Annotated in this window: 13 protein-coding genes and 2 riboswitches; of the genes, 7 read left to right on the forward strand and 6 right to left on the reverse strand. The window is 63.5% G+C overall.

The annotated features are described in order from the left end of the window. Positions 1-104: 104 nt before the first annotated feature. Genes NCS67_RS17695 through cobW form a run of 3 tightly spaced genes read right to left on the reverse strand, consistent with a single transcriptional unit; the run spans position 105 to position 5,976 of the window. The gene (locus tag NCS67_RS17695) at positions 105-1,112 is read right to left on the reverse strand and encodes a magnesium chelatase ATPase subunit I (protein ID WP_250435926.1); all 1,008 of its coding nucleotides are present in this window, start codon (positions 1,110-1,112) and stop codon (positions 105-107) included. After that, positions 1,109-4,885 (reverse strand): cobaltochelatase subunit CobN, encoded by a 3,777-nt coding sequence (gene cobN / locus NCS67_RS17700; protein WP_250435928.1) that lies wholly within the window; start codon positions 4,883-4,885, stop codon positions 1,109-1,111. The genes NCS67_RS17695 and cobN overlap by 4 nt, the downstream gene beginning before the upstream one ends. Positions 4,886-4,890: 5 nt before the next feature. Next, a complete protein-coding gene (cobW, locus tag NCS67_RS17705; RefSeq protein ID WP_250435930.1) occupies positions 4,891-5,976 on the reverse strand; it encodes a cobalamin biosynthesis protein CobW in 1,086 nt (361 codons plus the stop codon). A 121-nt stretch (positions 5,977-6,097) separates the two neighbouring features. After that, positions 6,098-6,355, reverse strand: a riboswitch (cobalamin riboswitch). Positions 6,356-6,401: 46 nt separating this feature from the next. Between cobW and NCS67_RS17710 the strand changes: the two genes are divergently transcribed. The 4 genes from NCS67_RS17710 to NCS67_RS17725 all read left to right on the forward strand — a co-directional run bounded on the left by NCS67_RS17710 (position 6,402) and on the right by NCS67_RS17725 (position 9,223). After that, entirely contained in the window at positions 6,402-6,827 is a 426-nt protein-coding gene (locus NCS67_RS17710) for a cobalamin biosynthesis protein (protein WP_250435932.1), read from the forward strand. A 249-nt stretch (positions 6,828-7,076) separates the two neighbouring features. Then, a complete protein-coding gene (gene cobO / locus NCS67_RS17715) occupies positions 7,077-7,679 on the forward strand; it encodes a cob(I)yrinic acid a,c-diamide adenosyltransferase (RefSeq protein WP_175979443.1) in 603 nt (200 codons plus the stop codon). A gap of 3 nt (positions 7,680-7,682) precedes the next feature. Next, positions 7,683-8,981, forward strand: a complete 1,299-nt coding sequence (locus NCS67_RS17720; protein ID WP_175979444.1) for a cobyrinic acid a,c-diamide synthase CobB — start codon at positions 7,683-7,685, stop codon at positions 8,979-8,981. Beyond that, positions 8,978-9,223, forward strand: coding sequence for a DUF1289 domain-containing protein (locus NCS67_RS17725; RefSeq protein ID WP_008353096.1), 246 nt, complete (start codon positions 8,978-8,980; stop codon positions 9,221-9,223). The genes NCS67_RS17720 and NCS67_RS17725 overlap by 4 nt, the downstream gene beginning before the upstream one ends. 34 nt (positions 9,224-9,257) lie before the next feature. Here NCS67_RS17725 and NCS67_RS17730 read toward each other — a convergent pair whose 3' ends face one another. Beyond that, entirely contained in the window at positions 9,258-10,040 is a 783-nt protein-coding gene (locus tag NCS67_RS17730) for a CbtA family protein (protein ID WP_175979445.1), read from the reverse strand. Between the two features lie 9 nt (positions 10,041-10,049). Continuing rightward, positions 10,050-10,283: a CbtB domain-containing protein gene (locus tag NCS67_RS17735; RefSeq protein WP_250435934.1), complete on the reverse strand. Its 234-nt coding sequence runs from the start codon at positions 10,281-10,283 to the stop codon at positions 10,050-10,052. A 29-nt stretch (positions 10,284-10,312) separates the two neighbouring features. Continuing rightward, positions 10,313-10,439, reverse strand: a riboswitch (cobalamin riboswitch). A 48-nt stretch (positions 10,440-10,487) separates the two neighbouring features. Between NCS67_RS17735 and NCS67_RS17740 the strand changes: the two genes are divergently transcribed. From NCS67_RS17740 to hmuQ, 3 genes are read left to right on the forward strand one after another with little or no spacing between them, the layout of a single operon-like run. Further along, positions 10,488-11,054, forward strand: a complete 567-nt coding sequence (locus tag NCS67_RS17740; RefSeq protein WP_250435936.1) for a histidine phosphatase family protein — start codon at positions 10,488-10,490, stop codon at positions 11,052-11,054. 59 nt (positions 11,055-11,113) lie between these two features. Next, positions 11,114-11,485, forward strand: coding sequence for a DUF1428 domain-containing protein (locus NCS67_RS17745; protein WP_034471935.1), 372 nt, complete (start codon positions 11,114-11,116; stop codon positions 11,483-11,485). 50 nt (positions 11,486-11,535) lie between these two features. Further along, complete coding sequence (gene hmuQ / locus NCS67_RS17750; RefSeq protein ID WP_250435938.1) at positions 11,536-11,850, forward strand: heme-degrading protein HmuQ; 315 nt, start codon at positions 11,536-11,538, stop codon at positions 11,848-11,850. 108 nt (positions 11,851-11,958) lie between these two features. Here the strand turns inward: hmuQ and NCS67_RS17755 are convergent, their stop codons facing one another. Continuing rightward, positions 11,959-12,282, reverse strand: a complete 324-nt coding sequence (locus NCS67_RS17755; protein WP_008353089.1) for a hypothetical protein — start codon at positions 12,280-12,282, stop codon at positions 11,959-11,961. Positions 12,283-12,317 lie beyond the last annotated feature (35 nt).

A 12,317-nucleotide genomic window follows, 5' to 3' on the forward strand; every position in this document is an offset into this window, starting at 1 on the left:
GCTGACTTCGCCCTCGCGCGTCGCGCTGCGGCTTTTCGCGAACGCTTCGTTCCATCGAAGACGATGCCTTGTGTCGAAGGCATTCGCGTCGCGCCTTCGATGGTTCAGGCTTTTTTTGCGGCGAGCGGCCTCACTTGCTTGACCTTCGCGGTTCCCGTCGGCTCCGGCGGCATGTAGCCCCAATCCGCTTGGTTCGAGCCTGCATCGGGCGACGTCGACTCGCGGCCTGCCGGTTCGCGTGAAGGCGCTTCCCCTTCTCTTCGCCGATGCTTAAGCACCGCATCGGCGACGCGTTCGACGTGCGTGACGTTCACGCCCGCTGCTTCCTCCAACGCAGCCAGCGCTCGCGCCGCGCGCAGCATGACGATGTCCGCACGCAAGCCGTCGACATGCGCCTCGATGCAAAGCTCGCTCACGCGCGCATGAACCGCATCATCGAAATCGAATGACGACAATGCCGCGCGCGCCGCGTGAATGCGCAATTCCAGCGAAGCCTGCTCGTCGCGATGCCGCGCGCGAAACGCATCAGGATCGGCATCGAATGCAAGACGCGCCTTGACGATACGTTGCCGCACGAGCGCATCGAAGCAATTGTTCATCTCCACGGCAAGACCGAAACGATCGAGCAATTGCGGCCGCAACTCGCCCTCTTCCGGATTCATCGTGCCGATCAGCACGAAGCGCGCGTCGTGCCGATGCGAAATGCCATCGCGCTCGACGATGTTCACGCCGCTCGCCGCGACATCGAGCAACTGATCGACGAGCGGATTCGGCAGGAGATTCACTTCATCGACATACAGCACGCCCCGATGCGCCTTCGCAAGCAGGCCCGGAGAAAACTTCACACCGCCGTCGCGCAATGCGCTTTGGATGTCGAGCGTGCCGATCAACTGTTCCTCGCTCGCGCCGAGCGGCAAGGTCACGAGCTTCCCTTCGGGCAGCAACTCCGCGAGTGCGCGCGTCGCGGTGGATTTCGCGGTGCCGCGCGGCCCGCTCACGAGCACGCCGCCGATCGAAGGATCGACGGCCGCGAGCAAAAGCGCCTGCTGCAAGGGCGCCTGTGCGACGAGCGCCGAAAAAGGAAACACGGCAGATGTGATGGATTCGTTCAAGAATGTCGGCCTTCGATGTGCTGTTCGACATCGAGCAGATGCCGTTCGACCTGCTCGCGATAGCCAGCGGGTTGCTGCCACAGACCGCGTTGCATCGCTTCGAGCAGACGCTCGCAGATCGATTGCAACGCGTGCGGATTGTGCTGCGCAATGAACTCGCGCGTGTCGGCATCGTTCACATAGGCATCGGTGACCAGCGCGTACTGATGATCCGACACGACGCGCGCGGTGGCGTCGTAGCCGAACAGGTAATCGACGGTCGCCGCGAGTTCGGACGCGCCCTTGTAACCGTGCCGCTTCACGCCATCGATCCACTTCGGATTGACCACGCGTGAACGCACCACGCGCGCAATCTCTTCGTTCAGCGTGCGAACGCGCGGCGCAGCGGGATTGCTGTGATCGGCGTTATACGTCTGCGGCTGCACGCCCGACAGATAGCGCACGGCCGCGACCATGCCGCCCTGGAACTGGTGATAGTCGTTCGAATCGAGCAGATCGTGTTCGCGATTGTCCTGGTTCTGCACGACGACATCGAGCGTCGATAGCCGCGCGCCGAAGCTCGCGCGTGCTTCGACGCCGTCGCCCGATTGCGAATACGCGTAGCCGCCCGCGCTTTGATACGCGGCGGAAAGATCCGCATCGGTCTGCCATTGCTTTGCGTCGATCAGTTCCTGCAGACCCGCGCCGTATGCGCCCGGCTTCGTGCTGAACACGCGCCAGCCCGCTCGACGCCGCGCGTCCTTCGTCTCGATGCCGCGCGCGATCAGCTCGTCGCGCTCACGAAGGATGCGCGCGCGGATCGGGTTGACATCGGCGGGCTCGTCGTCCAATTCGGCGACGGCCTGCACCGCCGCATCGAAGAGATGAATGAGATTCGCGAACGCATCGCGGAAGAAGCCCGATACGCGCAATGTCACATCGATGCGCGGCCGGTTGAAGATCGAGATCGGCAGAATCTCGAAGTCGGTCACGCGATGACTGCCCGCCGCCCACTTGGGCCGCACGCCGATCAACGCGAATGCCTGCGCGATATCGTCGCCGCCGGTCCGCATCGTCGCCGTGCCCCACACCGACAAGCCGATTGCCCGCGGAAAATCGCCGTGATCCTGCACATGGCGTTCGACCAAGGCGTTCGCCGACTTTACGCCGAGCGACCATGCGGCTTGCGTCGGCAATGCGCGCGTATCGACGGAATAGAAGTTGCGGCCGGTGGGCAGCACGTCCGGTCTGCCGCGCGAAGGCGAGCCGCTCGGACCCGGCGGCACGAAACGGCCTTCGAGACCTCGCTTCAGTTGCGTCAGCTCTTGCGGGCCGCACGCATCGAGCCGCGCGAGCACATCGCCACGCAGACGTTCGAGCACGAGCGATGCACGCGGTCCGGGCGCGGCTGCGTCAGCATCGGACAATAGTTGCATCGCTAACGATTCGAGGCGCTCGCGCGTATCGCCTTGATGACGCCACGGCGCTTCACTCACATCGGCAAGTGCTTGCGGACGCGGGCCGGTCCACGGCGCGGCCCAATCCGCATCGAGCGGATCAAAGATATCGGGCAATTGCAGATCCCGTGCGATCGCGACGATCAGGCTCGCGTTCGCGCCCTGGCCGTCGCCGATCGGAAAGCGGCCGAGCGCGAGCAGCGTGTCGCGTCGTTGCACGCCTTGCGGCGAGACACCGAATACATGCAGGCCGTCGCGAATCTGCGCTTCCTTCAGTTCGCAGAGATAGGCATCGGCGCGCGTGAGCAACGCGTCTTCACCCACGGTATCGCGTGGCGCATCCAGCCCGAGTTCCTCGTGCAGCCGGTTCTCGACGATGTTCGCGAGAATCGTCTTGCGCAGCAGCTTCGCGCGGCGCACATCGACCATCAACGCTTCGTAGTATTCGTCGACCTGACGCTCGAGATCCTGCAATGGCCCATAGTTCTCGGCGCGCGTGAGCGGCGGCATCAGATGATCGATGATCACGGCCTGCGCGCGGCGCTTCGCCTGACTGCCTTCGCCCGGATCGTTGACGATGAACGGATAGAGATGCGGCATCGGTCCGAGAATCGCATCCGGCCAGCACGATGACGACAACGCGACGCTCTTTCCCGGCAGCCATTCGAGATTGCCGTGCTTGCCGACATGCACGAGCGCATCCGCCTGAAAGCGCAGACGCAGCCAGAAGTAGAACGCGAGATAGGAATGCGGCGGCACGAGTTCGGCATCGTGATAGCTCGCGTAATCGTTGCGCTGCCGCGAACGCGAGGGCTGGATGCCGATGAACACTTCCCCGCAGCGATAGCCCGCGATCATGAAACGGCCGCGTCTGATCGTCGGGTCGTCTTCGGGTGCGCCCCAGGTTTTTTCGAGCGCGGCGCGCGCATCGGCGGGCAGCGTGCGATACGCGTCGAGATAGTCATCGAGCGAAAGACTCTGCAACGCAGGGCGCATATCGCGGACGACGGGATCGTTGGTCACGCCTTCCGTCAACGCGGCGATGAGCGCATCGCCGTTCGGCGGCATCGTGCCGACGCGATAGCCTTCTCGCGCGAGCATCGACAGAATGTTGATCGCGGATGCGGGCGTATCGAGTCCCACGCCATTGCCGATGCGCCCTTCGCTCGCCGGGTAGTTCGCCAGCACGAGCGCGATGCGCTTCTGCGCGTTCGGCGTATGACGCAGCTTGGTCCACCGCCGGCTCAGTTCGGCGACGAAGCGCACGCGCTCCGCGTCGGCCTGATAGCGCACGACATCCACCTGCGTATGCTTGCAGTGATATGCGAGCCCCTTGAAACTCACGGCGCGCGTGATGATGCGGCCATCGACTTCGGGAAGCGCGACATGCATGGCGACGTCGCGCGAATTCAGGCCGTGATTGTCCTTCTGCCAGTCATCGCGATTGCCGCCGCTCAGGATGACTTGCAGCACGGGCGCATCGCCCGCGACTTCGAACGCTTCGTCCTCGCCGATCACGCTCGCCGCAAAAGCCGTCGTGTTCAATACAAGCGATGCGCGATGCTGCGCGCACAAACGCTCGACCACTTCGCGGCTCACGCTTTCCTTGAGCGACGAAATCGCGATCGGCAACGGATTCATGCCTTCTTTTTCGAGCGCTTCGATGAGCGCATCGAACACGGCCGTATTGCCCGATTGCAAATGCGCGCGGTAAAACAGAATCGCGGCGACGCTCGCGCCTTCGGTCCAGCGCGCCTGCCAGTCGTCGATGACCGCGATTTCGCGCTCGGGATGATAGATCGCGACGGCGGGCAGCGGACTCGGCGGCTGCGGCTCGCGCCCGAAGCCGAACGCGCGATGCGCGATCGCGCGTAGAAACTCCTCGGCATTGCGCGCGCCGCCTTCGCGCAGATAGCGCGACAGCTCGCGGCAAAACGCTGCATCGGCCGTGCTCTTGCCGATAAGATTCGGGTCCTCGGTGAGATCGCCCGAAAACATCGCGAGCATCTGCTTGCGCTCTTTCGCGAGCGCGACGAGCCGCTCGATGCCGTACGGCCAGTACGATTCGCCGCCGAGATGATCGACGATCACGACCTTCGCGTGACGCAATACATCGTCGACATAGAAATCGACCGATGCGGGCTGACGCAGAAACGATTGATTCGCGAGCCGCACGTCGGGAAAGCCGGGCTCGAGACGCGGAAACGCGCTCGCGAGCAACGCGAGCGTCGTATCGGCGGAGCTGAGCACGACGATCGGCGCGCTCGTCTGATCGATACGCATGACGCCCTGCGCGTCGTCGACGAAGCCTCCCGGCGTCGTGCGGAGCAGATGCATCGCGGTTACGCCTGCACGGGCGCGCTCGCGAGCGCGGCGTCGAACGCGCGTTGCAGCGTCGCGCGTTCGAGGTCTTCGCCGATCAGCACGAAGCGGCTTTGGGTCTTCGCTTCGCCCGCTTCCCAGCGGCGGTCGAAGTAACTGTCGAAGCGTCGTCCGACGCCTTGCACGACGAGCCGCATCGCCGCGCCCGGCAACGCAGCGAAACCCTTCACGCGATAGATCGTGTGCTGCTCGACGAGCGCATGCAGCGCGGCCAGCGCCTGCTCGCGCGATTCGACGTTGCCATGCACGACGACCGAATCGAACTCGTCATGATGATGATCGGCGTGGCCTGCTTCATCGGGCGAACCGTGATGATCGTGCCGCAAATGAATCGTCTCTTCCGATGCCGATTCGAGACCGAGCAATGTATGCACATCGAGCCTGCCCATCTGCGCGGGCACGATCTTCACTTCGGGCGGAATCTCGGGCCGCACGAGCGCTTCGACCTTTCGCAGCGCTTCATCATCCATGAGATCGGTCTTGTTGACGATGACGAGGTCGGCAGACGAAAGCTGGTCCTCGAACAGTTCATGCAGCGGCGATTCGTGATCGAGATTGGGATCGGCCTTGCGTTGCGCATCGACGGCGACGGGATTCGCCGCGAACTGACCGCTCGCGGCAGCGGGTCCATCGACCACGGTCACGACGGCATCGACGGTGAATGCGTTCTTGATCGACGGCCAGTTGAACGCCTGCACGAGCGGCTTCGGCAAAGCGAGACCGGACGTTTCGATCAGCACGTGATCGATGCTCTCGCGCCGCTCGACGAGTTGTTCCATGACCGGATAGAACTCTTCCTGCACGGTGCAGCAGAGACAACCGTTCGCGAGCTCGTACAGATTGCGGTCTTTGGAGCCGGCTTCATCGTCGCAACCGATGCCGCAACCCTTCAAAATCTCCCCGTCGATGCCGAGCTCGCCGAACTCGTTGACGATCACCGCGATGCGCTTGCCTTGCGCATTGGAGAGGATATGCCGCATCAGTGTGGTCTTGCCGCTGCCGAGAAAGCCGGTCACGACCGTGACGGGAATCTTGCGGGTTTGCATCGTCGCTCCGTGGCTTCGGTTGCATGCGCTTCATGTCGCGCGATGCCTGGCAACGCGGCTGGATGAAAGGGAAACGCACGCTTTTATGGATCATGGGCCGCGCCGCATCCCCGCGACAGCAAGCCCCGCTCAAAGTCTGGCCGGTATCCGGGCTGACGACGACGCCGCTTCGCCTTCCCGCGCGTTTCTCACGCGCAGTGGCTTCGAAGCCGGCTTCCCGTACACGCGATGAAAATGCCGTGCGCGGTGAATCGCTTACCGTTGCGGGGGCAGCGCAGGTTGACGTGCGTTCGACGAATCGAAAGGAACGCGCCCTGCTTCCCGTTTAACTGCGCACGAGAGAATCCGCGCGCGAGCACCAAAACTGCGTGAAAGTCTAGGCCCGGCGGGCGCGAGCGTCAAGAAAGGTGGTAAGGTCGGCGCACATGGAATTCGTCATCGCCCACATGAATCAGCCCGCTGTCACGCGTCTTGCCGTGGGGATCGGCTGCACGCGGGGCGCGAGCGCCGACGCAATCGAGCACGCCGTGCGCGGCGCTTTGGGCACGCTTGCGTTCGGCGACATCGCCATCATCGCGAGCATCGACGCGAAACGGCACGAGGCGGGACTGCTCGCGTTCTGCGAGCGTCATCGTCTGACATTGCGCTTCTACGGCGCCGATGAAATCGCGCAAGCGCCGCGCACGGCGATATCGCATCATGCAATGGCGCATATGAACGTCGATGGCGTATGCGAGCCTTGCGCGCTGCTCGCGGGCAACGCGCGAACGCTCATCGTGCCAAAGACGATCGATTGTGGCGTAACCGTCGCGATCGCAGCGATGCATGCGCCCCGCGCGAACGGAACATGAATACCGGTCTTGCGGTCGTGCGCGGACGCGGCGTTTCGGCGAGCGGCTTCGCCACGACCGGTTTGAACTTGTCGCGGCAAAGCCAGACGAGAACGCCAAGCGCGACGAGTTCCAGATAGAGATAGAGCGCGTCCATTTGCTTGCTCCTCGAGTCGGTGATTACGTTGATTGCATGATGCCTGCCGTCTGTTAGCGCAGAATTAAGCCGCCGCCTGTTGTACGATACGGCCGTCTTTCTCTGGAGCTCCCGTGAAAACCGATACCGAATCGCATCTGCGCATGACCCAGCGCCGCAAGGAAGGCCACGAGAAAAAGCAGGCCGCCGCCGATCACGAGAAAGGCCTTTTGATCGTGAATACCGGCAACGGCAAGGGCAAGACAACGGCCGCGTTCGGCATGGCGGTGCGCGTGCTCGGACACGGCATGAAGCTCGGCGTCGTGCAGTTCATCAAGGGCGCGCTGCATACATCGGAGCGCGATTTCCTCGGCGCAATCGCGCATTGCGATTTCGTCACCATGGGAGATGGCTACACCTGGAACACGCAGAATCGCGAAGCCGACATGGCCACCGCGCGCAAGGGCTGGAACGAAGCGCGCCGCATGATCGAGAGCGGCGAATATCAGATGGTCGTGCTCGACGAACTCAACACCGTGCTCAAGTACGAGTATCTGCCGCTCGATGAAGTGCTCGACGTGCTGAAGGCGCGGCCCGCGATGCTGCATGTCGTCGTGACCGGTCGCCACGCGCCCGATGCGTTGATCGAACTTGCCGATCTCGTCACGGAAATGCGGCTCGTGAAGCATCCGTATCGCGAGCAAGGCGTGAAAGCGCAACGCGGCGTCGAGTTCTGAGCGATGCCCGACTGCCCCGCTCTCTTCATCGGCGCGAGTGCGTCGCATCAAGGCAAGACCACGGTGACGGCGGCGCTTGCGCGTCATCACGCGCGCCGAGGCCTGACGGTACGCGTGTTCAAGACCGGCCCGGATTTTCTCGATCCGATGATTCTCGAACGCGCATGCGGCGCGCCCGTTTATTCGCTGCATCTGTCGATGGTCGGGCTCGATGCGTGCCGCGCGTTGCTCGCCAAGGCCGCGCGCGAGGCCGATCTCATTCTCATCGAAGGCGTGATGGGTCTCTTCGACGGCACGCCGAGCAGCGCCGATCTGGCCGCCACGTTCAACGTACCGGTGCTCGCGGTGATCGGCGCGCACGGCATGGCGCAGACGTTCGGCGCCATCGCGTTCGGGCTCGCGCGTTATCGCGAAGATGTGCCCTTTCATGGCGTGCTCGCGAATCGCGTTGCATCGGCGCGTCATGCGCAGATGTTGTCGGAGACTATCCCCGTCGACTTGCGTTATTGCGGCCATCTGTCGAATGCGGACGATATCGCCTTGCCCGAGCGTCATCTCGGTCTCACGCAGCCCGATGAAATCGCGGGCCTCGACGCACGGCTCGACCGCGCCGCCGATGCAATCGCGCAAACGACGCTCGCCGATCTTCCGCCGCCCGTTCATTTCGACGATGCGACGCTGCCCGCGCCGCCGCGTCTGCTCGACGGCGCGCATATCGCCATCGCTCGCGATGCGGCGTTCTCGTTCGTGTATCCGGCGAATGTCGATGTGCTCATCGCCATGGGCGCGCGCATCAGCACGTTTTCTCCGCTCGCCGACGAACCCGCGCCGCACGATGCCGACGCGCTCTATCTTCCCGGCGGCTATCCCGAGCTGCATGCCGCGGCGCTCGCTTCGAACGAACGCGCGCGTGCATCGATCGTTGCGCACGTCGAGCGAGCGAAGCCCGTGGTCGCGGAATGCGGCGGCATGCTGTATCTGCTCGACACGCTGACCGACATCGAAGGCACGCGGCATGCGATGCTCGGCATCCTTCCCGGCGACGCGGCGATGCAACGCAAGCTGTCGCGCCTCGCGATGCAGCGCATCGACACGACGCATGGCGCGATGACCGGTCACACATTCCACTACTCGACGCTCGACACGCCGATGCAGCCGGCACTCAAGGCCGCTCATGCCACGACCGGCACCGAAGGCGAAGCGCTCTATCGGCATGGTTCGGTGTCGGCCACTTACATGCACGCTTACTGGCCGTCGAATCCGGCCGCGGCCGCTGCGCTCTTTCGCGGCGAATCACTATGACAACGACGCAAGACGATCTCGCTTTCACCATCGAACGCGCGAAAGCGCAGGAACCCATCGGCTCGCCATGCACCGATGTCTGCAAGCTCGATCAGGAAACGGGCCTGTGCCTCGGCTGCTTCCGAAGCCGCGAGGAAATCAAGACCTTCAGATCGATGGACGATGCCGCGAAGCTCGATCTGTTCGATGAATTGCTCAAGCGTCGTGCGGCGAAAGAGCAAACGAAAAGCCCGCGTTCCTGACGAAGCGCGGGCTTCATGAGCGACGCCGAACCGCTTACGCCGCAGCCATTCTTCTCACCGCCGGCCGCTCGAGTTCACGCGCTGCGAGCGCACCGAACACGAGACCGAGCGTCGTCCATAACAGCGCCTGCATGCCGATAGCGGCCACGCGGAAATTCCACAGCAGCGAAGCGGAGAAATCCGCGGGCACTTCATCGACGGACGGCAGCGCGACCTGCGCCGCCACGATCACGACGATATACGCAGCCGCCGCGATGAGCGTCGCGTTCCACCCGCCATGCCGCGCCACCATGCGCCGCTGCAAGCGCACGGCGAAGACGGCAGCCGCGATGGAAATCGCCACCATGCCGAAGAAAAGCGCCGTGCGCGGCCCGATGGTCTCGGCATTGCCGACAGCGGGCGGATTGGGCGGGTACTTCAGGAACGGCACGATGGCGACGCTCACGAAGCCGAACAGCGCGAGCAATGCCGACGTGCCGCGCGCGCGCAACGCGCCGAGCCGTCCATAAGCAAACGCGAACACGAGCGAGAAGAGACCGCCGAGCGCGGTGCCGAACACGGCGACGCCGGTCAGAAGGCCGAGGCCCGCTTGCGTATCGCGAGACACGAGCGCTTCGTCGCCGTGATCGTGCGAATGCGCTGGCGTGGCAGCCGCATCGGCATGACCGTGCTCATGTTCGTGTTCATGCTCGTGCTGTTCCTCGAACGCGATGGCGCGTGCCACCGACGGTTCACCGAACGCACGCGCGAAGCCGAAGCCGATCAGGCCCGCGACCAGTCCCGCGATCATGCCGCGTATCAGCAAAGTGCGAATCATGATGCTTCCTCAGTGGCACGGAAAGCCGAGCAAATGCCGGCCGTCATGCACGAATTCGTGGACGTACGTGCCCGAGAAAATCGACGTCGCGCCCTGTTCGGCGCCGACGAAATAGATTGCGATCAGCAGAATGAGGCCGATGAAGACGGCCCACGGCAACACTTCACGCACCGGAATGGGCACGGGTGCATCGAGTGACGGGGAAACCGGAGCGGAAAGGACCGGCGCGTTGGAAGCATTCATGGTGGTTCTCCAGGGAAAAGCGCGTCCCGATTGACGAAGAGCATGCAGCGGGGTCTGACTCGCGGCGCCGCGCTTTCGCGTTGACGTACCGCACACAGTGGCGCGACCGTGCCGGGTTTGCACCGGCTTCCTCGCACTGCAAGCTTGCCATTCTATGATGATCCGCTGCAAAGTAAAACGATTCCGATTCGACCGCCACCTGCCTTGGAACTCATTCTTCTCTGTCACGCCGCCACGCGCGCGATGAAAACCGGGCACTTTCCCACCGGCGACGAACCTCCCGAGCGCGATGCGCGCGCGCAGCTCGCGTCATTGCACGCCTTGCCCGACACGCGCGTGATTGCGAGTCCCGCGCGCGTCGCGCGTGAAACGGCGGCGTGGATCGCGGATGCATTCGAGATCGTTCCCGCGTTCGACGACATCGACTATGGCCGCTGGCGCGGGCATTCGATACGCGAAACGGGCGAGCGCGAACCGGAACATGTCGCTGCATGGCTCGCGGGTCCCGATGCGCGTTCGCACGGCGGCGAAAGCGTCGCCATGCTCGCTGCGCGCGTCGCCGAGGGCTTCGCTTCGATCGACCGGCTCGACGCGGGGCGCTGCATCGTCGTCACGCATGCGATCGTCGTGAAAGCGGCGCTCGCGCATGCGCTTCGCCTGCCGCTCGCATCGATCTATGGGATGAACTTCGCGCCGCTCTCGTCCACGGTGCTGGAACGCGCCTCGCCCGCCGATACGTGGACCGCCCTGAACTTCGCTGCATACGAATAGCTCAAAGCAGACAGCGCATCGCGTGCGCGGTGCGCGTTCGACTCAACCAGGAGACTCAGATGGCGCACTACGTGGATGGATTCGTCGTACCCGTACCGATCGACAAGGTCGACGCTTATCGCCGCATGGCCGAAGCCGCCGGCAAGATCTGGCTGGAACACGGCGCACTGGAGTTCGTGGAAACCATCGCCGACGACGTGAAGCCCGGCAAGCTCACATCGTTTCCACAGAGCGTGCAGATGAAGGAAGGCGAGACCGTCGCGTTCTCGTATATCGTCTACGAATCGCGCGAGCAGCGCGATAGCGTCAACGCCAAAGTGATGGAAGACCCGCGCCTCAAAACGATGATGGAATCCGGCGAGACGCCGTTCGATCCTCAACGCATGTTCTTCGGCGGCTTCACGACCATCGTCGAACTCGGGCGCGACTGATCGTTCTTATCCGCTCAATCGAGTCACTACTTCGAAGGAACCGCATCGACATGTATATCGCCATGAACCGCTTCAAGATCGTGCCCGGCGCCGAAGCCGACTTCGAACGTCGGTGGACGAGCCGCGATACGCATCTGAAGGATGTGCCCGGGTTCGTCGAGTTTCATCTGCTCAAAGGGCCGGTGAAAGACGATCACGTTCTGTATTCGAGCCATACGATATGGGCGAATCAGGCAGCCTTCGAAGACTGGACGCGTTCGGACGCGTTTCGCGCCGCGCATCGCAATGCCGGCGGCGAGACGCGCCAGCTTTATCTCGGTCATCCGGAATTCGAGGGCTTCGAAGTCATTCAGACCGTCAAATAGAGCGGTCAAGGCGCAACCGAACGTTCGCGCACTTTTCAGCGAGCACGCGCGTTTTACACACGTGTGAAAAAACGCGCTTCGCCGAAGCTGTCTTTTCAGACGTGTTTTCTAGGCCTTTGCGCCGCGCGCCATGCGCTGCAGCGTCGATGAATCGATCGCCGCCGCACAGATTCGCACCGCTTCCTTCAGCGTGCGCGGACGCCCCGCACCGAATTGCGATTCCAGCATCGCGACGGCGCGCAGACGCTCGTCATTGCCGAGTTTCTCGCCCGTCGCAAGCTCAAGAACCGAGATGAAATAAGCCGCAGGCGGCGCCGCGCTCGCATGCGGAGTCGTCTGGCGTTCCCCGTCCGCCGCGCCACCCGCGCCCTCACGTCCGTCGTCGCGCGCCGGAATCCACGGGTGCCACTTGCTGTCGTATCGACTTTTCATGGGTTAGTTCGCTGGCTCGATTGCTGTGGCGCACC

Source organism: Caballeronia sp. ATUFL_F2_KS9A (assembly GCF_023630765.1).
Classification (GTDB): Bacteria; Pseudomonadota; Gammaproteobacteria; order Burkholderiales; family Burkholderiaceae; genus Caballeronia; species Caballeronia zhejiangensis.